General features: G+C 53.5%; 26 protein-coding genes and 1 other annotated feature. Of the genes, 14 read left to right on the forward strand and 12 right to left on the reverse strand.

Translation table 11 applies throughout. From position 1 onward, the window contains the following. Positions 1–13: 13 nt before the first annotated feature. Positions 14–1,675 (reverse strand): DNA repair protein RecN, encoded by a 1,662-nt coding sequence (recN, locus tag AAIR21_RS18915; RefSeq protein WP_150344238.1) that lies wholly within the window; start codon positions 1,673–1,675, stop codon positions 14–16. A gap of 85 nt (positions 1,676–1,760) precedes the next feature. Then, positions 1,761–2,639 carry an NAD(+) kinase gene (gene nadK / locus AAIR21_RS18920; protein WP_020883909.1) on the reverse strand — a complete coding sequence of 293 codons (879 nt, stop codon included), beginning with the start codon at positions 2,637–2,639 and terminating at the stop codon, positions 1,761–1,763. A gap of 122 nt (positions 2,640–2,761) precedes the next feature. Here nadK and grpE point away from each other — a divergent pair, with 122 nt between their 5' ends. After that, positions 2,762–3,355: a nucleotide exchange factor GrpE gene (grpE, locus tag AAIR21_RS18925; protein WP_020883911.1), complete on the forward strand. Its 594-nt coding sequence runs from the start codon at positions 2,762–2,764 to the stop codon at positions 3,353–3,355. A 51-nt stretch (positions 3,356–3,406) separates the two neighbouring features. Here grpE and AAIR21_RS18930 read toward each other — a convergent pair whose 3' ends face one another. Together AAIR21_RS18930 and AAIR21_RS18935 are read right to left on the reverse strand one after the other, a co-directional pair. Beyond that, positions 3,407–4,693, reverse strand: a complete 1,287-nt coding sequence (locus tag AAIR21_RS18930) for an HlyC/CorC family transporter (protein WP_032670206.1) — start codon at positions 4,691–4,693, stop codon at positions 3,407–3,409. 18 nt (positions 4,694–4,711) lie between these two features. Then, complete coding sequence (locus tag AAIR21_RS18935) at positions 4,712–5,503, reverse strand: cytochrome C assembly family protein (protein WP_003863130.1); 792 nt, start codon at positions 5,501–5,503, stop codon at positions 4,712–4,714. A 166-nt stretch (positions 5,504–5,669) separates the two neighbouring features. On the opposite strand from AAIR21_RS18935, the gene ffh reads away from it, so the two are divergent. The 7 genes from ffh (at position 5,670) to AAIR21_RS18970 (ending at position 11,159) form a co-directional block, all read left to right on the forward strand. Beyond that, positions 5,670–7,031, forward strand: coding sequence for a signal recognition particle protein (gene ffh, locus AAIR21_RS18940; RefSeq protein WP_014171250.1), 1,362 nt, complete (start codon positions 5,670–5,672; stop codon positions 7,029–7,031). Positions 7,032–7,221: 190 nt separating this feature from the next. Then, positions 7,222–7,470, forward strand: coding sequence for a 30S ribosomal protein S16 (gene rpsP / locus AAIR21_RS18945; RefSeq protein WP_014171249.1), 249 nt, complete (start codon positions 7,222–7,224; stop codon positions 7,468–7,470). Positions 7,471–7,485: 15 nt separating this feature from the next. Further along, positions 7,486–8,025: a ribosome maturation factor RimM gene (gene rimM / locus AAIR21_RS18950; RefSeq protein WP_032670210.1), complete on the forward strand. Its 540-nt coding sequence runs from the start codon at positions 7,486–7,488 to the stop codon at positions 8,023–8,025. A 31-nt stretch (positions 8,026–8,056) separates the two neighbouring features. After that, positions 8,057–8,824 (forward strand): tRNA (guanosine(37)-N1)-methyltransferase TrmD, encoded by a 768-nt coding sequence (gene trmD / locus AAIR21_RS18955; RefSeq protein WP_014171247.1) that lies wholly within the window; start codon positions 8,057–8,059, stop codon positions 8,822–8,824. 43 nt (positions 8,825–8,867) lie between these two features. After that, positions 8,868–9,215, forward strand: a complete 348-nt coding sequence (gene rplS, locus AAIR21_RS18960; protein WP_002914145.1) for a 50S ribosomal protein L19 — start codon at positions 8,868–8,870, stop codon at positions 9,213–9,215. 131 nt (positions 9,216–9,346) lie between these two features. Further along, positions 9,347–9,751, forward strand: coding sequence for a DUF2946 domain-containing protein (locus AAIR21_RS18965; RefSeq protein ID WP_025203431.1), 405 nt, complete (start codon positions 9,347–9,349; stop codon positions 9,749–9,751). 37 nt (positions 9,752–9,788) lie between these two features. Further along, positions 9,789–11,159, forward strand: coding sequence for a PepSY-associated TM helix domain-containing protein (locus AAIR21_RS18970; protein ID WP_183516669.1), 1,371 nt, complete (start codon positions 9,789–9,791; stop codon positions 11,157–11,159). Positions 11,160–11,161: 2 nt separating this feature from the next. On the opposite strand, the gene AAIR21_RS18975 is transcribed toward AAIR21_RS18970, so the two are convergent. The 4 genes from AAIR21_RS18975 to AAIR21_RS18990 all read right to left on the reverse strand — a co-directional run bounded on the left by AAIR21_RS18975 (position 11,162) and on the right by AAIR21_RS18990 (position 13,937). After that, the gene (locus AAIR21_RS18975) at positions 11,162–11,647 is read right to left on the reverse strand and encodes an OmpA family protein (RefSeq protein ID WP_014171244.1); all 486 of its coding nucleotides are present in this window, start codon (positions 11,645–11,647) and stop codon (positions 11,162–11,164) included. A 12-nt stretch (positions 11,648–11,659) separates the two neighbouring features. After that, a complete protein-coding gene (gene dgcN, locus AAIR21_RS18980; RefSeq protein WP_183516668.1) occupies positions 11,660–12,880 on the reverse strand; it encodes a diguanylate cyclase DgcN in 1,221 nt (406 codons plus the stop codon). Continuing rightward, positions 12,873–13,361: a YfiR family protein gene (locus tag AAIR21_RS18985; RefSeq protein WP_074147062.1), complete on the reverse strand. Its 489-nt coding sequence runs from the start codon at positions 13,359–13,361 to the stop codon at positions 12,873–12,875. The genes dgcN and AAIR21_RS18985 overlap by 8 nt, the downstream gene beginning before the upstream one ends. A 201-nt stretch (positions 13,362–13,562) precedes the next feature. Further along, complete coding sequence (locus AAIR21_RS18990; RefSeq protein ID WP_020883919.1) at positions 13,563–13,937, reverse strand: DUF2799 domain-containing protein; 375 nt, start codon at positions 13,935–13,937, stop codon at positions 13,563–13,565. A 214-nt stretch (positions 13,938–14,151) separates the two neighbouring features. Here AAIR21_RS18990 and aroF point away from each other — a divergent pair, with 214 nt between their 5' ends. From aroF to AAIR21_RS19005, 3 genes are read left to right on the forward strand one after another with little or no spacing between them, the layout of a single operon-like run. Continuing rightward, on the forward strand, positions 14,152–15,222 hold the full coding sequence (aroF, locus tag AAIR21_RS18995) for a 3-deoxy-7-phosphoheptulonate synthase AroF (protein WP_025203434.1): 1,071 nt from the start codon (positions 14,152–14,154) through the stop codon (positions 15,220–15,222). 10 nt (positions 15,223–15,232) lie between these two features. After that, complete coding sequence (gene tyrA / locus AAIR21_RS19000) at positions 15,233–16,354, forward strand: bifunctional chorismate mutase/prephenate dehydrogenase (protein WP_014171239.1); 1,122 nt, start codon at positions 15,233–15,235, stop codon at positions 16,352–16,354. Between the two features lie 60 nt (positions 16,355–16,414). After that, positions 16,415–17,287: an SMP-30/gluconolactonase/LRE family protein gene (locus tag AAIR21_RS19005; RefSeq protein ID WP_014171237.1), complete on the forward strand. Its 873-nt coding sequence runs from the start codon at positions 16,415–16,417 to the stop codon at positions 17,285–17,287. Here AAIR21_RS19005 and pheA read toward each other — a convergent pair. The 4 genes from pheA to bamD all read right to left on the reverse strand — a co-directional run bounded on the left by pheA (position 17,284) and on the right by bamD (position 20,049). Further along, positions 17,284–18,444, reverse strand: a complete 1,161-nt coding sequence (gene pheA / locus AAIR21_RS19010; RefSeq protein ID WP_183516667.1) for a bifunctional chorismate mutase/prephenate dehydratase — start codon at positions 18,442–18,444, stop codon at positions 17,284–17,286. The genes AAIR21_RS19005 and pheA overlap by 4 nt on opposite strands. Before the next feature lie 29 nt (positions 18,445–18,473). Further along, positions 18,474–18,599: a sequence feature (Phe leader region), on the reverse strand. Continuing rightward, positions 18,551–18,598, reverse strand: coding sequence for a pheA operon leader peptide PheL (gene pheL, locus AAIR21_RS19015; RefSeq protein WP_001386991.1), 48 nt, complete (start codon positions 18,596–18,598; stop codon positions 18,551–18,553). Its footprint overlaps the feature before it by 48 nt. A 103-nt stretch (positions 18,600–18,702) precedes the next feature. Further along, positions 18,703–19,044 (reverse strand): ribosome-associated translation inhibitor RaiA, encoded by a 342-nt coding sequence (gene raiA / locus AAIR21_RS19020; protein WP_183516666.1) that lies wholly within the window; start codon positions 19,042–19,044, stop codon positions 18,703–18,705. A gap of 267 nt (positions 19,045–19,311) precedes the next feature. Then, positions 19,312–20,049, reverse strand: coding sequence for an outer membrane protein assembly factor BamD (bamD, locus tag AAIR21_RS19025; protein ID WP_013098339.1), 738 nt, complete (start codon positions 20,047–20,049; stop codon positions 19,312–19,314). A gap of 131 nt (positions 20,050–20,180) precedes the next feature. Here bamD and rluD point away from each other — a divergent pair, with 131 nt between their 5' ends. The 3 genes from rluD (at position 20,181) to clpB (ending at position 24,592) form a co-directional block, all read left to right on the forward strand. Continuing rightward, positions 20,181–21,161 (forward strand): 23S rRNA pseudouridine(1911/1915/1917) synthase RluD, encoded by a 981-nt coding sequence (gene rluD, locus AAIR21_RS19030; RefSeq protein WP_014171235.1) that lies wholly within the window; start codon positions 20,181–20,183, stop codon positions 21,159–21,161. Beyond that, on the forward strand, positions 21,158–21,889 hold the full coding sequence (gene yfiH, locus AAIR21_RS19035) for a purine nucleoside phosphorylase YfiH (RefSeq protein WP_020883923.1): 732 nt from the start codon (positions 21,158–21,160) through the stop codon (positions 21,887–21,889). The genes rluD and yfiH overlap by 4 nt, the downstream gene beginning before the upstream one ends. A 129-nt stretch (positions 21,890–22,018) precedes the next feature. Next, positions 22,019–24,592 (forward strand): ATP-dependent chaperone ClpB, encoded by a 2,574-nt coding sequence (gene clpB / locus AAIR21_RS19040; RefSeq protein ID WP_020883924.1) that lies wholly within the window; start codon positions 22,019–22,021, stop codon positions 24,590–24,592. Positions 24,593–24,790 lie beyond the last annotated feature (198 nt).

The following is a 24,790-nucleotide window of genomic DNA, read 5'->3' on the forward strand; positions in this document are numbered from 1 at the left end:
ATCCCGAAAAAGTTTATGCCGCCAGCAGTTCTTTCGCGTTCGCGAGCGTATTTCGCGTGACTTCACTGCCGCCCAGCAGGCGTGCCAGCTCCTGCAGACGTGCGCGTTTATCCAGTGGCTTCATGTGCGTTTCCGTCATTTCACCGTCAGTTTCTTTGCTGACGATAAAGTGATGATGACCACACCCGGCCACCTGCGGCAGGTGGGTAACACACATGACCTGCGTTGATTCACCCAACTGGCGCAACAGTTTGCCGACGACCGCCGCCGTAGGGCCGCTGATCCCCACGTCCACTTCATCGAAAATCAGCGCCGGGGTTTCCATTTTACGTGCGGTAATTACCTGAATCGCCAGCGCGATACGCGACAGTTCACCGCCGGAAGCCACTTTAGAGATGGGCTGCAACGGCTGCCCCGGGTTGGTAGTGACGCGGAATTCGATACGGTCCGCACCTTCCGCCGTCAGATGGTTCTCTTCGAAACGGACATCGATGGTGAATACGCCGTGCGGCATCGCCAGCGTGTGCATGCTGTCGGTGATGTGCTGACTCAGTTCCTGGGCGTAATGTTGACGGATCTCATGCAGCTGTTTCGCCGTCGTCAGCGCCTGTTCATGGTGCAGGTTCACCGCCAGTGACAGGGTTTCCAGCGAGTCAGCCTGATCGTCAAGCTGCTGTTGTTCATCAAGCAGGGACTGATAATAGCCAGGCAGCTCTTCTGGCGTAACGTGGTGCTTACGCGCCAGCGAGATCTGACGGGAGATGCGTTGCTCCAGCTCAAACAGACGGTTCGGGTCGAGATCCAGACGTTCACAGTAGTGGCGCAGTTCGTCACTGGCTTCTGAAATCTGAATCGCGGCCTCTTCCAGCATATCCAGTACGCCAGAGAGTTTGCTGTCCATGCCGGCCAGCTCGGTGATGAGCTGACGAACATTATACAGCTGGCTCTGCAGGTTCACGTCTTCACCGTCAGCCAGCATGTTAAGGGCATTCTGGCTGGTTGAGAGCAGGTGACCGCTGTTAGCCAGGCGCTTGTACTCTTCGTCGATAAGCTCAAATTCACCCACCTGCGGGCTAAATTCATTGAGTTCTTTAAGCTGGTATTCCAGAAGCTCAGCACGGGCGGCACGCTCCTGGCTTTGCTGCTGGTGTTGGGCAAGCTCACGGCAGCTTTGATGCCACTGGCGATAGTGCTCCGCCATGCGCTGAGTAAGTGCGTACTCACCAGCATAGCCATCAAGCAGCGCTTTCTGCTGCTCCGGTTTAATGAGTTGCTGGTGCGCGTGCTGGCCGTGGATCTGAATGAGTAACTGGCCGAGCTCGCGAAGCTGGGAAAGCGGGACTGCAGTGCCGTTGATAAAGCCGCGGGAACGACCATCGCTGCTGATAACGCGACGAAGTAAACACTCACGTCCGTCTTCCAGCTGGTTCTCTTCGAGCCAGCGCAGGGCAGCAGGGGTATCTTTCAGGGAGAAGCGAGCGCAGAGATCGGCACGGTTTGCGCCCCTGCGCACCATGTCACCTTCTGCACGGCCGCCGAGGCACAAGCCGAGGGCATCTATGGCAATGGATTTACCCGCACCGGTTTCCCCGGTGATCGCCGTCATGCCGCTGTGGAAATCGATCTCAAGCTCACGAACTATGGCAAAGTTGTTGATGGTCAGTTGCGCCAGCATAATTGTTTTCCTGTATGAAAAACCATGACTGTGTTTTCATACAGTATAAACTGGTTTTATATACAGTAAAGTACTGGATGCAAAATCAGAACAATTTTTTTGACCAGCCAAGCTTCGAGCTTAATGTATTGAAATAGCTGTAATCTTTCGGGTGAATAAGATTCAGGTGGTAATCACACCGACGAATGAGAACATCTTCACCTTCCTGAATAGGCAGCGCAATCTGGCTGTCGCAGCTGATCTCCAGATCGTTACGGCGGTGCGAGAAACGCAGACGAATGGTGCTGCTGCTGTTGATCACCAGCGGACGCGCGGAGAGCGTGTGCGGGAACATCGGTACCAGGGTGATGGCATCCAGTGAAGGGGTGAGGATCGGACCACCCGCAGAGAGCGAGTAGGCAGTCGACCCTGTCGGCGTGGAGATAATCAGCCCGTCAGAACGCTGAGAGAAGGCGAAGATTTCGTCGATATAGACTTCGAACTCAATCATGTGCGCCACTTTGCCGGGATGGAGCACCACTTCATTAATCGCGGTGCTGATGCGCTTCTGGCAGTCCTGCTGACACACCTGCGCTTCCAGCAAAAAGCGTTTTTCGCTGATATAATGACCTTCCAGCACGTCGGCCAGCTGCTGCTGGGCGTTGTCCGGATCGAGGTCGGTCAGAAAGCCGAGATTGCCGCGGTTGATACCGATGACCTTGATGTCATAACGCGCGAGCGTTCGGGCCGCGCCGAGCATATTGCCGTCGCCACCGACCACCACGGCGAGATCCGCCTGCTGGCCAATTTCCGCCAGCGTGCCGGTTTTGACGCTCTTCAGCTGCAGCTCCTGGGCAATCTGCTGTTCGACCATCACTTCATAGCCTTTGCTACACAGCCAGCGATACAACATTTCATGTGTCGTCAATGCGGTAGGGTGACGCGGATGCCCGACGATCCCAATACACCTGAAATGATTATTCATTTTCTGGAGGTCCTTGTGCCTGATGAATGATGACAATCTGTCTTGTTCCCTTGAATCCCGGAAACTGATCCCCATAATAAGCGAAGTTAGCGATATGAATGCAGAAAAACGCGGAGAAATTCATGAGTAGTAAAGAACAGAAAACGCCTGAGGGGCAAGCCCCTGAAGAAATTATCACGGAACAGCACGATGATGTTGAGGCTGTAGAGCCGGACGCATCTGCTGAGCAGGTGGACCCGCGCGATGAAAAAATTGCGAATCTGGAAGCTCAGCTGGTAGAAGCACAGAATCGTGAACGCGACAGTGTTCTGCGCATCAAGGCGGAAATGGAAAACCTGCGCCGTCGTACCGAGCAGGACGTTGAGAAAGCGCATAAATTTGCGCTGGAGAAATTCATCAACGAACTGCTGCCGGTGATTGATAGCCTGGATCGCGCACTGGAAGTGGCTGATAAAGCTAACCCGGACAACACCGCGATGATCGAAGGTATCGAACTGACGCTGAAATCCATGCTGGATGTGGTACGTAAGTTTGGCGTGGAAGTGGTTGGCGATACCAACGTTCCGCTGGATCCAAACGTGCACCAGGCGATTGCGATGGTGGAATCAGAAGACGTTGAAGCCGGTAAAGTGCTTGGCGTGATGCAGAAAGGTTATACCCTGAACGGTCGTACCATTCGTGCTGCAATGGTTACCGTGGCGAAAGCGAAAGCGTAATTTGCCATCTGTAGTGCCGGGTGGCGGCTTGCGCCGTACCCGGCCTACTCTCTACTCAGCAATACTTTCCCGAATCGGTTTTACCGGCAGGACTTTCACCTGCTTAATCATATTGTCCTGCACGTCCAGGATATCAATATCGTATTGCTCAATGCGCACCCGCGTGCCCGCCGCCGGGATCTCTTCCAGTGCTTCCAGAATCATCCCGTTTATGGTGCGCGCTTCATCTTCCGGTAAATGCCAGTTAAAGGCTTTATTGAGTTCGCGAATGTTCGCGCTACCGTCGATCAGCACCGAGCCGTCGTTTTGCGGGGTGACTTCTTCCGCAAGGGAAGGGGACATTGAGGTGGTAAAGTCCCCGACAATCTCTTCCAGAATATCTTCAACCGTCACCAGCCCCTGAATATCCCCGTACTCATTGACCACCAGGCCGACCTTCTTCTTGTTACGCTGGAACTTCACCAACTGGGTGCTGAGCGGCGTTCCTTCCGGCACGTAATAAATTTCGTCGGCGGCGCGGAGCATCACCTCTTTGGTGAACTCTTTTTTCTCGGTCATCAGACGATAAGCTTCGCGCACGCGCAGCATGCTGATGGCATCGTCCAGAGAGTCGCGGTACAGCACGATGCGCCCGTGCGGGGAGTGGGTCAGCTGGCGGACGATGGCTTTCCAGTCGTCATTGATATCAATGCCGACGATCTCGTTACGCGGCACCATGATGTCGTTAACGCTGACCTTTTCCAAATCCAGTACCGACAGCAGCATGTCCTGATTACGCCGGGAGATCTGCGAGCGCGATTCATGCACGATGGTGCGCAGCTCTTCTTTGCTGAGCGCGCTGCTGATGGTGACGTCTGCTTTGATACCGATCATCCGCATCAGAACACGCGTCACCATGTTCAGTAACCAGACCAGCGGCATCATCAGGATCAGCAGTGGCGCGAGCAGGAAGCTGCTGGGGTAGGCCACTTTTTCCGGGTAGAGCGCGGCGATGGTTTTAGGCAACACTTCTGCAAACACCAGCACCACAAACGTCAGCACACCGGTGGCAATGGCGACGCCGGCGTTGCCGTACAGGCGCATCCCAACGATGGTACCGAGTGCAGAGGCAAGAATGTTGACGAGGTTGTTACCGATAAGCACCAGACTGATCAGACGATCCGGTTGACGCAGCAGTTTTTCGACGCGACGGGCGGCACGGTTACCCTGTTTAGCACGATGACGTAACCGGTAGCGGTTTAAGGTCATCATGCCGGTTTCCGAGCCGGAGAAATAGGCGGAGATGACCACCATGACGATCAGGGTAATGATCAGCGTGGTGGTAGAGATGTGTTCCAGGGGGAACTCCTTTGTTACTTAGCCAGCAAATTGCTGTATGAAGCGGCTGCCAAAATAGGCAAGGGTGAGAATGCCCGCGCCCGCGACGTTGAACCAGACCACGCGACGACCGCGCCAGCCTTCATGATAATGGCCCCATAACAGGACAATATAGACAAACCACGCGATGATGGAGAGGACCGCTTTATCGATATTCTCCACGCTGAACAGGTTTTTCATATAAAACAGGCCCGTGCACAGCGTTAACGTCAGCAGCACGACACCGACCTGCGTGATGTGGAACATCTTACGCTCAATCACCATCAGCGGCGGCATCTCATGGTTAAAGGCCAGCTTTTTGTTTTTCAGCTGATAGTCAATCCAGGCGAGCTGCATGGCATAGAGCGCGGCGATAATCAGCGTTGCATAAGCGAAGAGTGACAGGCCGATATGCACCAGCATTCCCGGCGTCGCTTCCAGATGCGTAATAAACTCATTGGGCATAAACGTGGCCAGGGCCAGGTTAATCAGCGCGAAGGCATACACAATCGGCAGTAGCAGCCAGCCGCGGTTTTTAGAGGCGACAATGGTCATCACCGTACAGATCATCAGGCTGACCAGCGAGCCGACGTTGAGCACGCTCAGGTTCTGTACGCTGCCATCGCCGGGGATAATGCGCGATTCCAGCGCGAATGCATGGCTTATCAGTGCGATCACCGCCGAAAGAATAGCCATGCGTCGCCAGCCGCTGTTTTTTTGCAGCAGTCCAGGAATGATCAGCGCGAGGCTGACAGAGTAGGCAACAAGGGCGATCAGTGCGAAAACAGGCATATAGGCATCGACAGTTGTCTTAATAAGAAAGAGAAGCAGTATAACGTTACGTGACGCCTGCTCCAACCGTTGCATAACAACAAAGCCGCCTTCATGTTATACTCCGGCAAAATTCTGTGTATGTGTCGCTGCCAGCGACCCAACGTTTCTACTCAGGCGAGAGACAATGTTTGATAATTTAACCGATCGTTTGTCGCGCACGCTGCGCAACATCAGCGGCCGCGGACGCCTTACCGAAGACAACATCAAGGAAACGCTGCGCGAAGTGCGCATGGCGCTGCTGGAAGCAGACGTCGCGTTGCCGGTTGTTCGTGATTTTATCAACCGCGTTAAAGAGAAGGCGGTTGGTCATGAAGTTAACAAGAGCCTGACCCCGGGTCAGGAGTTCGTCAAAATCGTCCGTAACGAACTGGTTTCGGCGATGGGCGAAGAGAACCAGGTGCTTAACCTGGCGGCACAGCCACCGGCCGTCGTGCTGATGGCAGGCCTGCAGGGTGCGGGTAAAACCACCAGCGTGGGTAAGCTGGGTAAATTCCTGCGTGAAAAGCACAAGAAAAAAGTGCTGGTCGTTTCTGCGGACGTCTATCGCCCGGCGGCGATTAAACAGCTGGAAACCCTGGCGCAGCAGGTCAGCGTGGATTTCTTCCCGTCTGACGTTGCCCAGAAGCCTGTCGACATCGTTAACGCGGCGCTGAAAGAGGCGAAGCTGAAATTCTACGATGTGCTGCTGGTGGATACCGCCGGTCGTCTGCACGTTGACGAAGCGATGATGGATGAGATCAAACAGGTGCATGCCGCTATCAATCCGGTAGAGACCCTGTTTGTTGTTGACGCCATGACCGGTCAGGATGCGGCGAACACCGCGAAAGCGTTTAACGAAGCGCTGCCGTTAACCGGCGTAGTGCTGACCAAAGTGGACGGTGACGCCCGCGGCGGTGCGGCGCTTTCGATTCGTCATATCACCGGCAAGCCGATTAAATTCCTCGGTGTGGGTGAGAAAACCGAAGCGCTGGAGCCATTCCACCCGGACCGTATCGCCTCCCGTATCCTCGGCATGGGCGACGTGCTGTCGCTTATCGAAGATATCGAGAGCAAGGTTGACCGCGCCCAGGCTGAGAAGCTGGCAAGCAAGCTGAAAAAAGGCGACGGCTTTGACCTGACCGATTTCCTTGAGCAGCTGCGTCAGATGAAAAACATGGGCGGCATGGCAAGCCTGATGGGCAAATTGCCGGGCATGGGCCAGATCCCTGACAACGTAAAAGCGCAGATGGATGACAAGGTGCTGGTGCGTATGGAGGCGATCATCAACTCGATGACCCTCAAGGAACGTGCTAACCCGGACATTATCAAAGGGTCCCGCAAACGCCGTATCGCAGCCGGTTGCGGCATGCAGGTGCAGGACGTAAACCGCCTTCTGAAACAGTTCGACGACATGCAGCGCATGATGAAGAAAATGAAGAAAGGTGGCATGGCGAAGATGATGCGTGGCATGAAGGGCATGATGCCGCCAGGATTCCCTGGCCGTTAATCGCCTGGCTGTTGGCTATTTTAATGCCGGGGTGTGCCCGAAAAGCGCACCCCGACCGTCTTTTGCAGCAGAGTTTTAACTGCTGATTGCATTTTCCCCAGAAATCAGTAAAATTTTCGGGCTTTTAATATGACACCCGGGCTCCGTTCCTCGATGGGGCCCGGTTGTTTTATTCACACAAGAGGATGTTATGGTAACTATTCGTTTAGCACGTCACGGCGCTAAAAAGCGTCCGTTCTACCAGGTTGTTGTTACTGACAGCCGTAATGCACGCAACGGTCGCTTCATTGAGCGCGTTGGTTTCTTCAACCCGATCGCTTCTGGTTCTGAAGAAGAAACCCGTCTGGATCTGGATCGTATCGCTCACTGGGTTGGCCAGGGCGCTACTGTTTCCGATCGCGTTGCTACGCTGATCAAAGCAGCAAACAAAGCAGCTTAATCTGTCACGGTGGTCATGATGAGCAATAAAGCACCTGTTGAACCGATTGTATTGGGCAAAATGGGTTCTTGCTACGGTATTCGTGGTTGGCTCAGAGTGTTTTCCTCCACTGAAGACGCTGATAGCATTTTTAATTACCAGCCCTGGTTTATCCAGAAAGCCGGTAAGTGGGAAGAGGTCGAGCTGGAAAGCTGGCGTCACCACAATCAGGACATCATCATCAAGCTGAAAGGCATTGACGATCGTGATGCCGCGAATGCACTGACTAATTGTGAAATTATCGTGGATTCGTCGCAGTTGCCGCAGCTGGAAGAGGGCGACTACTACTGGAAAGACCTTATGGGTTGCCAGGTGGTCACCACTGAAGGTTATAGCCTGGGGAAAGTCATCGACATGATGGAAACCGGGTCAAATGACGTTCTCGTCATTAGGGCAAACCTGAAAGATGCATTTGGCATCAAGGAGCGGTTGGTTCCGTTCCTCGATGGACAGGTTATCAAGAAAGTCGATCTCGCTACTCAAACGATTGAAGTAGATTGGGATCCTGGTTTTTAAATTCTCCGGATAAACGGTAAAAGACGGCGCTATGTGGATTGGCATAATTAGCCTGTTTCCTGAAATGTTCCGCGCGATTACCGATTACGGGGTAACTGGCCGGGCAGTAAAGAATGGCCTGCTGAACATCCAGAGCTGGAGTCCTCGTGACTTTACGCATGACCGGCACCGTACCGTGGACGATCGTCCTTACGGCGGCGGACCGGGGATGTTAATGATGGTGCAACCCTTACGGGACGCCATTCACACAGCAAAAGCCGCGGCAGGTGAAGGCGCGAAGGTGATTTATCTGTCACCTCAGGGACGCAAGCTTGATCAAGCGGGCGTCAGCGAACTGGCGACGAATCAAAAATTGATTCTGGTCTGTGGTCGCTACGAAGGGATAGATGAGCGCGTAATTCAAACCGAGATTGACGAAGAATGGTCTATCGGCGATTACGTACTCAGCGGTGGTGAGTTACCAGCGATGACGCTGATTGACTCCGTTGCCCGGTTCATTCCGGGTGTACTGGGCCATGAAGCTTCGGCAACGGAAGATTCCTTTGCTGATGGGTTGCTGGACTGTCCACACTATACTCGTCCTGAAGTGTTAGAAGGGATGGAAGTACCGGCGGTGTTACTGTCAGGAAACCATGCTGAGATACGTCGCTGGCGTTTGAAGCAGTCGCTGGGCCGAACCTGGCTTAGAAGACCTGAACTTCTGGAAAACCTGGCTCTGACTGAAGAGCAAGCAAAGTTGCTGGCCGAGTTCAAAAAAGAACACGCGCAACAGCAGCATGAACATGATGGGAATGCGTAATACGCTCCCGAATATCAGTTTACCCAGGATAAGAGATTAAATTATGAGCAACATTATTAAGCAACTTGAACAAGAGCAGATGAAGCAGGACGTACCTTCCTTCCGTCCAGGTGACACCGTGGAAGTGAAAGTATGGGTTGTTGAAGGTTCCAAAAAACGTCTGCAGGCATTCGAGGGCGTGGTTATCGCTATTCGTAACCGCGGTCTGCACTCTGCATTCACTGTTCGTAAAATTTCCAACGGCGAAGGCGTTGAGCGTGTCTTCCAGACTCACTCTCCGGTAGTTGACAGCATTGCTGTTAAACGTCGTGGTGCTGTACGTAAAGCTAAACTGTACTACCTGCGTGAGCGTACTGGTAAGTCTGCTCGTATTAAAGAGCGTCTGAACTAAGATTCGCTTAAGCGACATCCTGTTAAAAAGGGCTGGCCGAAAGGCTGGCCCTTTTTTATTCCATCGCACCTCTCGCATTAACCATTTCGTCATAAATCATTTACAATGCTGGCCTCTTAACGGGAGGGAAAGTGGATAACGTACTGCATCGGCATAACTGGAAACGCGCAGCGGCTTTGACCGCGCTGTTTGCGATCCTGCTGATCGTGGTTGCGCCGCTTATCTCCATCTCGCTGCAAAAAGATCCCATGAGCGCCATGCCGGGAATGCATCATGACATGAGCATGATGTCGATGGATGAGCACCATGGCGATATGCCGCACTCGATGCCCGTCGACCATGCGGAAGCGTGTGGCTACTGTGTACTGTTAGCGCATGTGCCGGGCGTGATGCTGGCGCTGATTGTACTGCTCAGTGTCGTACTGCAAAGGAGCCGCGTTACACCGCCGCAACCGCCGGTCAGCCACTGGCACTTTTTCCCCTGGCTCTTTCCTGATACCCGCGCGCCGCCGCGGCAGTCTGCTTTTTCCCTTTAAAAAAAATCGATAACTTTTTGCCTTAAAAAGGAAAAGTATGACTACCTGCACTCCGCGCGCGGCATGGGGAAACCTGCTGCGTCGACTCCATTTCTATGTCGGGCTGTTTGTTGGCCCGTTTATCTTCTTCGCCGCGCTGACCGGTACGCTGTATGTGGCGACGCCGCAGCTGGAAAACACGCTCTACCGGCACGCGTTGCACACGGATTCGGTGGGAGAGGCACGGCCTCTGGCCGAGCAGATTGCCGTGGCGGAAAAAACCGTGGGTTCAGATCTGCGCCTGCATGCCGTTCGTCCGGGGCTGGTTGACGGTGATACTACCCGCGTGATGTTCGCTGACCCGGTGCTTGGCCCGTCGGAGAACCGCGCTATCTTTGTGGATCCCGTGAGCCTTGAGGTGCGGGGCGATATGACGGTGTACGGCACGAGTGGCATTCTGCCGTTGCGCCAGACCATCGATTATCTGCACACCTCGTTGATGCTTGGCGATGTCGGGCGTCTCTATAGCGAGCTGGCCGCCTCCTGGATGTGGGTTGCCGCGCTGGGGGGAATCGCCCTGTGGTTTTACACCCGACCAAAACGTCGGATGAACAACCGTTTCCAGAACCGCCGTCGTGTGCATGTGGCACTGGGCTGGGTGTTGCTGGGGGGAATGTTATTGTTCTCAGCGACAGGCCTGACGTGGTCTCAGTGGGCGGGCGGTAACGTGGATACACTGCGTGCCCGGATGAACTGGCTTACGCCGCAGGTCAATACTACGCTCTCCGGTGTGCCTGCCATCATGGACGAGCACGCTGAGCACCGGGGGCATCATAGCGGGATGATGATGCCCGCGATGGTGATGGATCCGACGCTTTTTGATGACGTCCTGCATGCCGCCCGCACGGCGGGTATAGATGCCAGCAAGCTCGAAATCCGCCCGGCGAAAACGGCTGAACAGGCCTGGACCGTGACGGAAATCGATCGCAGCTGGCCGACTCAGGTCGACGCGGTGTCGGTCGATCCGCACGTCATGCACATTCTGGACAGAACCCGGTTTGAAGATTTCCCCTTAATGGCAAAACTGACCCGCTGGGGCGTGGATTTCCACATGGGGATCTTGTTTGGGCTGGCCAATCAGCTGTTGCTGATCGCGTTCGGTATTGCCCTGTGCGTGCTGATCGTCTGGGGATACCGGATGTGGTGGATGCGTCGTCCGGCGCAATCGGCCGTGAACCCGGTTCAGACGCTCTGTCAGAGCTGGCTGGCGCTATCGGGATGGGGAAGAGCCGTCACGGCGATGGTGAGTGTCCTGCTGGGGCTGGCGATGCCGGTGATGGGTGTGAGTCTGGCCCTGTTTGTGCTGGTCGATTGGCTGCGCTGGCGAGCGGCAACAGGCGTGTCGCTCGCAGAATCATCGGTTAAATAACCTTATGGCGTGCTGATAACCACCGCAACCCGGCGGTTTTCAGCGCGCCCTTTTGCAGTACTGTTGCTCGCAACAGGGTATTTTTTGCCTAACCCCTGCGTGGTGAGGTTGCTGCGCGGGATATTGGCTCCCTTCGCCCAGGCGTCGGCTACCGCATTTGCACGTTTCAATGACAGCGCTTCGTTGTAGCGCTCTTCGCCGTAGTTGTCCGTGTGACCGTCCATACGCGCGTGGTTCAGGCCGGTTGCCGCGAGGCGAGAGGCCATGGTCTTGATCTGCGTTTCACTTTCCGCACGCAGCCTGGCGTCGTTTTTATCAAACAGGATGGTATCTGACAGGCCAAGGGACCAGTCGCCGTTCAGTTCGTTAAAACCGTAAGACTTCATCGCCGCAATCTGCTCAGGAGTGAACTTGCCTTGCGGCGGTGACTGGCAACCTGCCAGCACGACTGAGGCTAATAACAACGGCGCGAAGTATCGCTTTAACATATCGTTTCCCTTCTAATTTATCGTTTTTGTACGCTGGTTTTTAACCAGGTACATATTGCGGTCGGCTTTCTCCAGTAATGCTTCCACAGAACCATTTTCCCACGCCAGAGCAAAGCCAATACTGAGTGACATTGATGCTTTTTGCCCGTTATGCAATTCGAACGGGCGGATAAACTGCTGCGATAAGGCAGCACAAAGATATTGAACCTCAGGCTCTGAATGGACGCCGTACAGCACCATGGCAAACTCGTCGCCGCCAAGGCGGTATGACTGATGGCGCTTATCACCGAACTCGACCATTCTTTTGGCGACTTCAATCAGCACACAGTCTCCTGCCGCGTGTCCCCAGGTGTCATTAATAAACTTAAAATTATCACCGTCGAGGAAGAGCAGGGCCGAGTTTGTTTTTGCTGCGGGGTCATTCATTAATGCCGCGATGCTGTTACGAAATGCCGCACGGTTGGCAAGACCCGTCAGCGGGTCGTGCATGGCGGTGCGTAATAGCTGGGCGTTTTTCGCCTGCAGTTTAAGCTGCCACTCCTCCATTTCATCCAGAAGGCTGTTGAAGTCCTCGCCAAACTGGTGAAACTCTTCAATCCGCCCGTCTTTCACCCGTCGGGAGAAGTTACGGTTAGTGCGTACGTCATGAACGACGTCAGTAATGTTTTGCAGCGCTGTAACCATGCCGTGATGCAAGGATTGCGTAATGGTCAGTGCGACCACCGTCGCAAACAAAATACAGCCGGTGAGAACGGCAAACGACATCCAGATGAAGTGGCTTATCAGGCTATCACGCGCGGTAAGGCGTATTTCGCCAATCGTTGAGCCGTTATGGAATACGGGCTGGGAAATCGGCTCGGGGAAAAGCCAGCGGCTGACCAGTGCGCCCAGAGTGTCGTTGTTATCCGCCGGGTTCCACGACCAGTACGCAAAGCGTTTTTTGTGCACGTTGAAGACTTCAGCCACGGCAAACTGGCCCTGTTTGCCAAGGGCGGCAAGCGTTTCATTGGCTGCCACTGAATCGTTGAACACCAGGGAGGCTTCAAGGCTGTGGCTCATGGTGGCGCCGGTTAATTCGAGATTCTTTTGTGCGTATTGCTTTAATGTCACGACGGAGGCAAAACAGAGGAGCAGCCATATTAATGTCATCGTGATGATGACGCTTATCATGCTGATTCGTCTGAGTGTTCTTTTAAACGTCGGACGTGGCGCTGAAGTGAAATCTTTATCCATGCTGCTTATTCCGTGCGAGCATTAATACATCCGGATTGACTCTCACGCCACTGCGAGTCAGCGCATCCAGATTGACGGAAAACCGGACATGGTTGCGATCAATTATCAGGCAAAAGGCGCTGCCAATAATACATTCCGGATTTTGCTCTGAGATTAATAGCAATGCTCTGCCCTGATACTGACTTATTAATTCACGTTGTTTTACGGGGGATTCCGCCCCGAAATAAATAGCATCACACGTCGCGGACAGGGCTTCCTGATCGTTACGCACAATAACGGGGGTATAAGGTAATTCGCTTTGCCCGTCCTTGCTGGTGAGTGCATGCGTGTAGTGAGAAGAAGCATAAACACAGAGTTTTGGCTGGCCGGAAAGTGACGGCCATCGGGTGTAGCTCACAATACCTGAAACGATCGAACGTACCGATTTATCGGTTTCGGTGAACGTGCCTGCCGCTGCTGGGCCCACCATAAGGAACAGCATTAGCACCAGAGTGAGTCGGAAAAAAGAGATCAAGAATAAATTTCTCACCAGAATCCGCCACTTCGCTCCGGAAATAGATGTCCTTAAGAGTTGTGGGCAGAATACCATTGTTTATCAGAGCCGTCATTATGTCAGAATTTTCCCTGCCTCGACCTAAGCTAAATCCTACACTTTGTTATATTCCGGTGAATAAAAAGAGGCTTAATTAAGTCTGCTGGAGCGCATGCTTTCATCCATGCCTTTTTGCCATGACTCGTGCAGTTTTGCTGCATTTTCAGCAGTATCGCAGCTGGCAGGAAAAGATTTGCCCGCTAATCCCCAGGCGTGGAGAAAACCTTCTTCACACACTTTCTTCTGTCCGTCTGCATATCCCCGGAGATATTCACTACGATCAACATGCGGATCATTAAAATTATCGGCCAGCGTCTGGTTATCTTTAACCGGCAGACCATTCATGGCGTCTTCTTTACCTGCATCAAACCAGCTGGGGCTGGTCCAGTCCGGGTGGAAGGTATAAGGATTGATTTGGCAACCCGATAAAATGAGCGACAACAGCACCAGAGCAATTGAACGCATAGCCATTCTCCTTTTTTCTTCAGCATAGCCTGGTAACGGAAAGAAGGGGTGTAATTTAAAGTTTACGGCTATGGCGGCTTATTTTTGCAATAAATTGGCATTTGTAAAGAAAAGTGTACGTATTTTGGATTGAAATCTTTACTTGTTATGGTATCGTTGTTTCACCTCTTCGAGGAAAACAACTATCGCAAACGAGCTTTACAGGATCGCAATCATGCAAAAAGACGCGCTGAACAACGTACACATCACTGACGAACAGATTTTGATTACTCCGGATCAACTGAAAGCGGAATTCCCGCTTAGCGTCGCGCAGGAGGCTCAAATTGAGCACTCGCGTCAGACCATTTCAGACATTATCGCTGGCCGCGATCCGCGCCTGCTGGTGGTATGTGGTCCTTGTTCTATTCACGATCCTGAAGCCGCCATTGAGTACGCTCGTCGATTTAAAACATTAGCGGAGGAGGTCAGCGATAGCCTCTATCTGGTAATGCGCGTCTATTTTGAGAAGCCACGTACCACCGTTGGCTGGAAAGGGTTGATTAACGATCCGCACATGGATGGCTCGTTTGATGTGGAAGCAGGGCTGAAAATTGCGCGTCGCCTGCTGGTGGAGCTGGTCAGCATGGGCCTGCCGCTGGCCACTGAAGCGCTGGATCCGAACAGTCCGCAGTACCTGGGCGACCTGTTTAGCTGGTCTGCCATTGGGGCACGCACCACAGAATCACAAACCCACCGCGAGATGGCGTCTGGTCTGTCGATGCCGGTTGGTTTTAAAAACGGTACTGATGGCAGCCTGGCCACCGCGATTAACGCCATGCGTGCCGCGGCAATGCCACACCGTTTTGTCGGCATTAACCAGGCGGGGCAGGTTTGCCTCCTGCAAACGCAAGGTAACCCGGATGGTCACGTGATCCTGCGCGGTGGTAAAGCACCGAACTACAGCCCGGCAGATGTGGCACAGTGTGAAAAAGAGATGGAGCAGGCGGGACTGCGCCCGGCACTGATGGTAGATTGCAGTCATGGTAATTCGAATAAAGATTACCGTCGTCAGCCTGCGGTTGCGGAATCTGTGGTGGCACAGATAAAAGACGGCAACCGTTCTATTATCGGTCTGATGATTGAGAGCAATATTCATGAAGGCAATCAGTCATCTGAACAACCGCGCAGCGCAATGAAGCACGGCGTATCCGTCACGGATGCCTGCATCAGCTGGGAAACCACCGACGCGCTGCTGCGTGAGATCCATAAAGATTTAAGCGGCCAGCTGGCGACGCGTCTGGCTTAAGAGGGTAGTTATGGTTGCTGAATTGACCGCGTTACGCGATCAAATTGATGAAGTGGATAAGGCGTTGCTGGACCTGCTGGCGCGCCGTATGGCTCTGGTTGCCGAAGTGGGTGAGGTAAAAAGCAAATACGGCCTGCCGATTTACGTCCCGGAGCGTGAGGCATCCATGCTGGCCTCGCGGCGCAAAGAGGCCCAGGCGCTGGGCGTCTCGCCGGATCTGATTGAAGATGTCTTGCGTCGCGTAATGCGGGAATCTTATTCCAGTGAAAACGATAAGGGCTTCAAAACCCTCTGTCCGTCCCTGCGCCCGGTGGTTATTGTGGGTGGTGCGGGCCAGATGGGGCGTCTGTTTGAAAAAATGCTGACGCTTTCTGGTTATCAGGTTCGCATTCTGGAAAAAGAGGACTGGGAACACGCGCCAGCGCTGATGGCCGATGCGGGGATGGTTATCGTCAGCGTGCCTATCCACGTGACGGAGCAGATCATCGGCAAGCTTCCACCGTTGCCGAAAGATTGCATCCTGGTTGACCTTGCATCGGTCAAAAATGGCCCCCTGCAGGCGATGCTGGCGGCGCATACTGGCCCGGTGCTTGGTCTGCACCCGATGTTTGGTCCGGACAGTGGCAGCCTGGCGAAGCAGGTTGTGGTGTACTGTGATGGTCGTCAGCCGGAGGCCTATCAGTGGTTCCTGGAACAGATTCAGGTATGGGGTGCCAGGTTGCACCGGATCAGCGCGGTAGAGCACGATCAGAACATGGCGTTCATTCAGGCGCTGCGCCACTTTGCGACCTTTGCCTACGGTTTGCATCTGGCGGAAGAGAATGTGCAGCTTGAACAGCTGCTGGCGCTCTCTTCACCGATCTATCGCCTGGAGCTGGCGATGGTCGGGCGTTTGTTCGCTCAGGATCCACAGCTTTACGCCGACATTATTATGTCCTCTGAGAACAACCTGGCGCTTATCAAACGTTATTACCAGCGGTTTGGTGAAGCGATCACCTTGCTGGAGCATGGCGATAAGCAGGCGTTTATCGACAGCTTCCGTAAAGTCGAGCACTGGTTTGGCGATTATGCGCAACGTTTTCAGAGTGAGAGCCGCACGCTTTTGCGTCAGGCAAATGACAGTCGCCAGTAATGCGATGATGTATATACTAAAAGCCAGCAATGCTGGCTTTTTTCATTTTGGGGAACTGTTATGGCCGAACCGCAGCCGCTGTTGAATTACACCGGGCATCTGCCCGAATGTCCGACATGGAGTGCCGAAGAGCATGCGCTCTACTGGGCAGATATTCTGGAGGGGGAGATCCACCGTTATCATCTGCCTACCGCGGAACACACGGTACTCTCTTTCCATGAAGAAGTAGGCTGTTTCGCTCTGCGTGAGCGTGGCGGCTTTATCGTCGCGATGCGCAATGGCATCTGGCTTGCTGACAAGCACGGCCTGCTTCAGCGCAAGGTGTGTGATAACCCCTCTAACCCGCAACTGGCGCGTTTTAATGATGGCGGTACCGATCATCATGGACGGTTCTATGCGGGAACCTTCTGGGGGCCGGGGGATTACAACGGCGCCATGCTGATGCGTATCGATAATGACCTGACGCCGAAAGTGATCCAGTGTGATATTCACGGGCACAACGGTCTGGCATTCAGCCCGGACAAACAGTGGATGTTCACCTCTGACACGCCAAATGGCGTTATCTACCGCACGCCGCTTGATGAGCAAGGTGAGCCGGGGAAACGCGAGATATTCCGCCGCTTTAAAGAGGGGGAGGGCATACCCGACGGTGCTGCGATGGATGAAGAAGGCTGCTACTGGAGCGCAATGTTTGATGGCTGGCGTATCGCGCGCTTTTCACCGCAGGGGGAACAACTGGAAGAGCATCGCATGCCGGTTCGTTGTCCGACGATGGTCTGCTTTGGCGGCGAGGATATGAAGACCCTGTTTATCACAACCACGCGGGAAAATATGGATGCGGATGAAGTGGCGCAGTATCCGCTCTCCGGCGCCATCTTCACCCTGCCCGTTAGCGTGGCAGGGATGAAGAAAAGCCGCTTTATCGAACGTTAAGCGGGGTCAACCGGCACGACGTTTTCGCTCGGATAGCAGCCCAGCACTTTCATTGAGCGGGTGATTTCACCCAGTTCACGCAGGGCTTTCTGCATGGATGCAGATTCCAGGTTGGCCTGGATATCCAGATAAAACATCTCTTCCCACGGATTGCCATGAATCGGGCGAGATTCCAGCTTCGTCATGATCAGGTTGTGGTTACGCAGTACCAGCAGGGCCTCAACCAGCGCACCCGCCTGCTGCCCGGTCGCCATCAGCAGCGTCGTTTTAGCCGGAACCTGCTCAGAGACATTGATGGCTTTACGGGCCAGTACCACGAAGCGGGTGATATTTTGCGTCTGGTTCGCCAGGTTGCGTTCCAGCACCTGCAGCCCATACAGCGCTCCGCCCGCCTCGCTGCCAAGCGCGGCCACCGTCGGAGAATTGGCCTGCATCACTTTTTCCATCGCCGCAGAAGTGCTTTCGGTGTACTCAATTTTCCAGTTCGGATAACGGTTGAGGAACTGACTGCACTGCTGGAACGGTTGTGGGTGACTGTACACCGTCTCGATTTGGCTCAGGTCGGTTGAGCCAGAGACCAGTACGCAGTGATCGATAGGGATGGTCATCTCGCCAACTAGCGACAGCGTAGTGTGCTGCAGAAGATCGTACACGTCGTTAATGGCACCAGAGCTGGTGTTTTCAATCGGTACGACGGCGTAATCCGCCTGTCCGGTTTCGACCTGATTGAAAATATCAGCAAATTTTGCGCAGCCGCTTTCAATAAACACTTCGAAATGACGTGCTGCGTACTGGCGCGCGGCAAGGTGAGAGTAAGAGCCTTTAGGGCCGAGGAAGGCGACACGTGCAGAGTGCGGGTTCGTTTTATTCAGATGCTGCTGGAGTAGCGCTTGCTGGGTCAGAACGGAGTCTTCGATGATGAGCTGGAACAAACGGGTGATGTAATGGGCGTCGAGGTGGTGCGCTTTGCCAAGCTGAATCAGGCGTTCCAGCAGGTCGCGTTCACGGTCAATATCACGCACCGGCCGATGGGAGTCCAGCTTGGCTTTTCCCACTTCGATGGCGAGTGTGCGACGTTCTGCCAGCAGGGCCAGTAATTTTTCGTCCAGTGCGCTGATTTTCACTCGCAGGTCCAGTAACGGGTTTTCCGGTGTCATAGTGTTGCCTGTCTCGTTTATCGTTATTAATAAAAAAGGCCTCCCGGTGTGGGAGGCCTTGTTGTTCGTCTTCGCATTCTTTATCACACGACGAAACGCCTCCCAATCAGGGGAAGGTAAAAAAGAATGCGAAGAAAAACGGTGTGTGTTTCATGAAATCATCCTGTCGTTGATACCGTTAAAGTACCCGTACTGTTTTCACGCTGTCAATAAAAAACGCGCCCGAAGGCGCGTTGGCGGTAAACTCAATTTAAAGGATTACTCTTCTTCAACTTCTTCCGCGAAGCTGGCGTCTTTCACCGACGTTGCGGCGCGACGGGCTTCACCTTTGTGTTGCACTTTATTGAGCTGCCGTTCCAGCTTGTTGATCAAATCGTTAATAGCGGTGTACATATCGTCGTGTTTTGCGCTGGCGACCAGATGGCCGTTTGGAGTATTGATAGTTGCGTCAGCGATGAAACCTTGCGGCTCCTTGGACAGGATGATATGTGGGTTAATCAAATGTGTTTGCCATTTATCCAGTTTGGCAAGACGGTCTGCGACGTGTTGGCGGATTGCCGGAGTAATTTCCATTTGTTTACTGGTAATGTTCATTGTCATAAATTTTACCTCTTGTCTTTCCGTCTTGGTGATTCCAGCATACCTGTCCTAATGTCAAAATGTGTGATTTAGATCACGTTATTTTGTCGGTTTTTGTCAGGGAATGTTTTTTGTGAGGCAGGGCAGGAAGAGGTGATATTTACCTTGTGGAAGGCCCGATTTGCGGTCATAGTTGATAGGATGTGTTGAGGCTAAACCGCTTCAGCTGATCTCTGAACGCATAAAAAAACGGCAGCCCGAAGGCTGCCGTTTTGCATTGAGGCAATATCAGGTGTTGCTGCTGTTCGCGGCGATGATTTTCGCCACTTTGTCAGCCTGTGCGGTCATCTGCATTTGACGGTAAGCATTTTCCATCAGCTTCAGGCCATCACGCGTTGCCTGTGTATCCGGGTAATCACGCAGCATACCTTCTACACGATTAACCACGGCAACCCATGCGCCACGGCGGGTATAGTATTCCGCAACGGAGTATTCGTATTTCGCCAGACGATCTTTCAGGAACACCAGACGTTTGGTCGCGTCAGTGACGTACTGGCTGTTCGGGTAGCCGCGCACCAGTTTGGAGAAGTCGTTGAAAGCATCACGCGCATGCTGCGGGTCACGGTCAGAACGATCCACACCGAAGAAACCTTGCAGGGCACTGTCGTCCAGCGCCATGTTGGTAAGACCGCGCATGTACATGACGTAATCGATGTTAGGATGAGTCGGGTTCAGACGCATGAAACGATCGATGGTTGCCTGAGCCAGCGGCAGATCGGCATTTTTATAGTAGGCATAGATGAGATCTAACTGTACCTGCTGCGAATACGGACCAAATGGATAGCGATTATCCAACGCTTCCAGTTGCGTTATCGCCTGTTTCCAGTTACCGTCCTGCAACTTTTGTTGTGCAGTCGCATAGATTTCATTCGGCGGATTGTCAGGGACCTGTTCATTTGAACCGGAGCAGCCCACCAAAGCCAGGCTCAACGTGGCCGCTGCCACCAGATATTTCATGCGCGTCATGACGTTTTGACTTTCCTCAAATGTTTGTCCGGGAGAAACTCTGTTCCTGCTCCCGATTAAGACCAGCTACAATAGCACACTATATTAAACGGCAAAGCCGTAAAACCCAACGTTAAACGAAGAAGCAGTTTATGGCACAACGAGTAGAACTCACCGCAACAGTCTCCGAAAATCAGCTCGGTCAACGCTTAGATCAGGCTTTGGCCGAATTGTTCCCTGATTATTCGCGTTCACGCATAAAAGAATGGATCCTTGACCAGCGCGTGCTGGTAAACGGCAAGATCTGGGACAAACCAAAAGAGAAAGTGTTAGGTGGGGAAGCCGTCGCCATCAATGCTGAAATCGAAGAGGACATCCGCTTCGAGCCGCAGGACATCCCGCTGAACATCGTCTATGAAGATGATGACATCCTGGTGATCAACAAGCCACGTGACCTGGTTGTTCATCCGGGCGCGGGGAACCCTGATGGTACAGTGCTTAACGCACTTCTCCATTATTACCCGCCTATCGTGGATGTTCCGCGCGCCGGCATCGTTCACCGTCTGGATAAAGACACCACGGGTCTGATGGTGGTGGCAAAGACCGTTCCAGCTCAGACACGTCTGGTGGAATCTCTGCAGCTGCGTGAAATCACCCGTGAATATGAAGCGGTGGCCATTGGTCATATGACCGCTGGCGGTACGGTGGAAGAACCTATCAGCCGTCACCCAACCAAACGTACCCATATGTCGGTGCACCCGATGGGTAAGCCAGCGGTGACGCACTACCGCATTATGGAACACTTCCGCATTCATACGCGTCTGCGTCTGCGTCTGGAAACCGGTCGTACTCACCAGATCCGTGTTCATATGGCGCACATTACCCATCCGCTGGTGGGCGATCAGGTCTACGGTGGTCGTCCGCGTCCGCCAAAAGGCGCATCGGATGAGTTCATTAGCGTACTGCGTAAGTTTGATCGCCAGGCGCTGCACGCAACGATGCTGCGTCTTTACCATCCTATCACCGGTATTCAGATGGAATGGCACGCGCCGATCCCACAGGATATGGTCGACCTTATTGACGCCATGCGCGTTGATTTTGAAGAACATAAAGATCAAGTGGACTGGTTATGACCAAACTGATTGTCCCGGAGTGGCCACTGCCTGAGGGCGTGGCTGCCTGCAGTTCAACCCGTATCGGCGGTGTGAGCCAGGGCGCGTGGGAATCTTTGAATCTCGGCGCACACTGTGGTGACAACCTGGAGCACGTTGAAGAAAACCGCAAACGCCTGTTTGCTGCCGGGAATTTACCGTCGAAACCGGTCTGGCTGGAACAGGTTCACGGTAAAACGGTACTGCCGTTAACGGGCGAACCCTATGCGTCTAAACGGGCCGATGCGTCTTACAGTGATACCCCGGGAACGGTATGTGCGGTAATGACTGCCGATTGCCTGCCGGTTCTGTTCTGTAACCGTGCCGGTACCGAGGTGGCAGCAGCGCATGCGGGCTGGCGTGGTCTGTGTGAAGGTGTGCTCGAAGAGACCGTCGCCTGCTTTAAAGATGACCCTGCGAATATCATGGCCTGGCTCGGCCCGGCCATTGGTCCTCGTGCGTTTGAAGTGGGACCCGAGGTCCGCGAAGCCTTTATGGAGAAAGATCTGCAAGCCGCGGATGCTTTCCTTCCTGCCGGTGAAAAATATCTGGCCGATATTTACCTGTTGGCCCGCCAGCGCCTGAATAATGTCGGCGTGACGCAGATCTTCGGCGGCGATCGCTGTACCTTCACCGAAAAGGGTGATTTTTTCTCTTATCGCCGCGACAAGACGACAGGTCGTATGGCAAGTTTTATTTGGCTGATATAACCTAAAGAATCAAGACGATCCGGAACGTGCCGTTTTCTTTTCACATAATTCAGGTCATTAACCTTGAATAATTGAGGGATGACCTCATTTAATCTCCAGTAGCAAATTTGACCTGTTATGGGAGGAGTTATGCGTCTGGATCGTCTTACTAATAAATTCCAGCTTGCTCTCGCCGATGCCCAGTCCCTTGCACTGGGGCACGACAACCAATTCATCGAACCTCTTCATTTAATGAGCGCCTTGCTGAATCAGGAAGGGGGATCGGTACGTCCGTTATTAACGTCTGCCGGCATTAATGCTGGCCAGTTACGCACCGCCATCGATCAGGCTCTGAGCCGTTTACCCCAGGTAGAAGGTACCGGTGGCGACGTTCAGCCGTCTCAGGATCTGGTGCGTGTGCTGAATCTTTGCGACAAGCTGGCGCAAAAACGTGGGGACAACTTTATTTCGTCAGAACTTTTCGTTCTGGCGGCGCTTGAATCACGCGGTACCTTGACCGACCTGCTGAAATCTGCCGGCGCAACCACCGCCAATGTGACTCAGGCGATTGAGAAAATGCGCGGAGGTGAAAGCGTGAACGATCAGGGAGCCGAAGACCAACGTCAGGCTTTGAAAAAATTTACGGTCGACCTGACCGAGCGTGCCGAGCAGGGCAAGCTTGACCCGGTGATCGGCCGTGATGAAGAGATTCGCCGTACTATCCAGGTACTGCAGCGTCGTACCAAAAACAACCCGGTGCTGATTGGTGAGCCGGGGGTCGGTAAAACCGCCATCGTCGAAGGTCTGGCGCAGCGCATTGTGAACGGTGAAGTGCCGGAAGGGCTGAAAGGTCGTCGTGTACTGGCGCTCGACATGGGTGCGCTGGTGGCCGGGGCGAAATACCGCGGTGAGTTCGAAGAGCGTCTGAAAGGCGTGCTTAACGACCTGGCGAAACAGGAAGGCAACGTCATCCTGTTTATTGACGAACTGCACACCATGGTCGGCGCAGGTAAAGCGGACGGCGCGATGGATGCCGGTAATATGCTGAAACCAGCCCTGGCACGTGGGGAACTTCACTGCGTAGGGGCTACCACGCTGGATGAGTACCGTCAGTACATCGAAAAAGATGCTGCGCTGGAGCGTCGTTTCCAGAAAGTGTTTGTTGCTGAGCCAAGCGTTGAAGATACCATCGCGATTTTGCGTGGGCTGAAAGAACGTTATGAACTGCACCACCATGTGCAGATTACTGACCCGGCGATTGTTGCAGCAGCCACGCTTTCGCATCGTTATATCGCTGACCGTCAGTTGCCCGATAAAGCAATCGACCTTATTGATGAAGCGGCCTCGAGCATTCGTATGCAGATTGACTCGAAACCGGAAGAGCTGGACAGGCTCGACCGTCGCATCATCCAGCTCAAACTGGAACAGCAGGCACTGAAGAAAGAGTCTGATGAAGCCAGTAAGAAACGGCTGGATATGCTCAACGAAGAACTGGACGATAAAGAGCGTCAGTACTCTGAGCTGGAAGAAGAGTGGAAAGCGGAGAAAGCATCACTCTCGGGTACTCAGACAATTAAAGCTGAACTGGAACAGGCGAAAATTGCCATTGAGCAAGCGCGTCGTGTGGGTGACCTGGCGCGAATGTCTGAACTGCAGTACGGCAAAATTCCTGAGCTTGAGAAACAGCTTGAGATCGCCACGCAGTCGGAAGGCAAAACGATGCGTCTGTTACGAAACAAAGTAACGGATGAGGAGATCGCTGAAGTGCTGGCTCGCTGGACCGGTATTCCGGTTGCGCGCATGATGGAAAGCGAACGCGACAAACTGCTGCGCATGGAGCAGGATCTGCATCAGCGCGTGATTGGTCAGAACGAGGCGGTTGAAGCGGTCTCTAATGCCATTCGCCGTAGCCGTGCAGGGTTGTCTGATCCTAATCGTCCAATCGGTTCGTTCCTGTTCCTGGGGCCTACGGGGGTCGGTAAAACCGAACTGTGTAAGGCGCTGGCTAACTTCATGTTTGACAGCGATGACGCGATGGTCCGTATCGATATGTCCGAGTTTATGGAGAAACACTCCGTTTCGCGACTGGTTGGTGCGCCTCCAGGATATGTGGGTTATGAAGAAGGTGGCTACCTGACAGAAGCGGTGCGCCGTCGTCCTTATTCCGTCATCCTGCTGGATGAAGTGGAAAAAGCGCATCCGGATGTGTTCAACATTTTGCTGCAGGTTCTTGACGATGGACGACTGACTGACGGACAGGGGAGAACGGTCGACTTCCGTAACACGGTAGTGATCATGACCTCGAACCTGGGTTCCGATTTGATTCAGGAACGTTTCGGTGAACTGGACTACGGCCATATGAAGGATCTGGTGATGGGCGTGGTAAGCCATAGCTTCCGTCCAGAGTTCATTAACCGTATTGATGAAGTGGTAGTGTTCCATCCTCTGGGTGAGAAACATATTGCGTCGATTGCGCAGATTCAGCTGCAGCGTCTGTATAAACGTCTTGAAGAGCGTGGATATGAAATTCACATCTCCGATGATGCGCTGAGGCTCTTGAGCGCAAATGGGTACGATCCGGTTTATGGGGCGCGTCCGCTGAAACGCGCAATCCAGCAACAGATCGAAAACCCACTGGCGCAGCAGATACTCTCCGGGGAGCTGATTCCGGGCAAAGTTATCCGTCTGGAAGCCAACGACGACAAAATTGTGGCAGTGCAGTAAGTCACAAAACGCAAAAACGGGCCGCTTGCGGCTCGTTTTTTGTTTAAAAACCAGGCCAGAATTGAGGTCTGGGATGCAAATTGCCTGGAAAGTGAGCAGTCAGTAAATAATTTTCACTTTATCCTTGCAGCTTCAGAATTACCCCCTATAATGCGCCTCCACTGACACGGAACAACGGCACACACGCCGCCGGGTCAG

Origin of the sequence: Enterobacter sp. PTB, from assembly GCF_051130085.1 — a bacterium.
GTDB classification, from domain to species: Bacteria; Pseudomonadota; Gammaproteobacteria; order Enterobacterales; family Enterobacteriaceae; genus Enterobacter; species Enterobacter ludwigii.

Coding starts and splice junctions, on each gene's coding strand:
- AAIR21_RS18975 (WP_014171244.1), bottom strand. CDS start 11,647: ATGTTAAAGCGATACTTCGCGCCGTTGTTATTAGCCTCAGTCGTGCTG.
- yfiH (WP_020883923.1), top strand. CDS start 21,158: ATGACCAAACTGATTGTCCCGGAGTGGCCACTGCCTGAGGGCGTGGCT.
- grpE (WP_020883911.1), top strand. CDS start 2,762: ATGAGTAGTAAAGAACAGAAAACGCCTGAGGGGCAAGCCCCTGAAGAA.
- ffh (WP_014171250.1), top strand. CDS start 5,670: ATGTTTGATAATTTAACCGATCGTTTGTCGCGCACGCTGCGCAACATC.
- dgcN (WP_183516668.1), bottom strand. CDS start 12,880: ATGGATAAAGATTTCACTTCAGCGCCACGTCCGACGTTTAAAAGAACA.
- AAIR21_RS18970 (WP_183516669.1), top strand. CDS start 9,789: ATGACTACCTGCACTCCGCGCGCGGCATGGGGAAACCTGCTGCGTCGA.
- AAIR21_RS18990 (WP_020883919.1), bottom strand. CDS start 13,937: ATGCGTTCAATTGCTCTGGTGCTGTTGTCGCTCATTTTATCGGGTTGC.
- raiA (WP_183516666.1), bottom strand. CDS start 19,044: ATGACAATGAACATTACCAGTAAACAAATGGAAATTACTCCGGCAATC.
- bamD (WP_013098339.1), bottom strand. CDS start 20,049: ATGACGCGCATGAAATATCTGGTGGCAGCGGCCACGTTGAGCCTGGCT.
- pheA (WP_183516667.1), bottom strand. CDS start 18,444: ATGACACCGGAAAACCCGTTACTGGACCTGCGAGTGAAAATCAGCGCA.
- aroF (WP_025203434.1), top strand. CDS start 14,152: ATGCAAAAAGACGCGCTGAACAACGTACACATCACTGACGAACAGATT.
- rpsP (WP_014171249.1), top strand. CDS start 7,222: ATGGTAACTATTCGTTTAGCACGTCACGGCGCTAAAAAGCGTCCGTTC.
- AAIR21_RS18935 (WP_003863130.1), bottom strand. CDS start 5,503: ATGCCTGTTTTCGCACTGATCGCCCTTGTTGCCTACTCTGTCAGCCTC.
- rluD (WP_014171235.1), top strand. CDS start 20,181: ATGGCACAACGAGTAGAACTCACCGCAACAGTCTCCGAAAATCAGCTC.
- AAIR21_RS18985 (WP_074147062.1), bottom strand. CDS start 13,361: ATGCTGTTCCTTATGGTGGGCCCAGCAGCGGCAGGCACGTTCACCGAA.
- rplS (WP_002914145.1), top strand. CDS start 8,868: ATGAGCAACATTATTAAGCAACTTGAACAAGAGCAGATGAAGCAGGAC.
- AAIR21_RS19005 (WP_014171237.1), top strand. CDS start 16,415: ATGGCCGAACCGCAGCCGCTGTTGAATTACACCGGGCATCTGCCCGAA.
- tyrA (WP_014171239.1), top strand. CDS start 15,233: ATGGTTGCTGAATTGACCGCGTTACGCGATCAAATTGATGAAGTGGAT.
- nadK (WP_020883909.1), bottom strand. CDS start 2,639: ATGAATAATCATTTCAGGTGTATTGGGATCGTCGGGCATCCGCGTCAC.
- recN (WP_150344238.1), bottom strand. CDS start 1,675: ATGCTGGCGCAACTGACCATCAACAACTTTGCCATAGTTCGTGAGCTT.
- rimM (WP_032670210.1), top strand. CDS start 7,486: ATGATGAGCAATAAAGCACCTGTTGAACCGATTGTATTGGGCAAAATG.
- clpB (WP_020883924.1), top strand. CDS start 22,019: ATGCGTCTGGATCGTCTTACTAATAAATTCCAGCTTGCTCTCGCCGAT.
- trmD (WP_014171247.1), top strand. CDS start 8,057: ATGTGGATTGGCATAATTAGCCTGTTTCCTGAAATGTTCCGCGCGATT.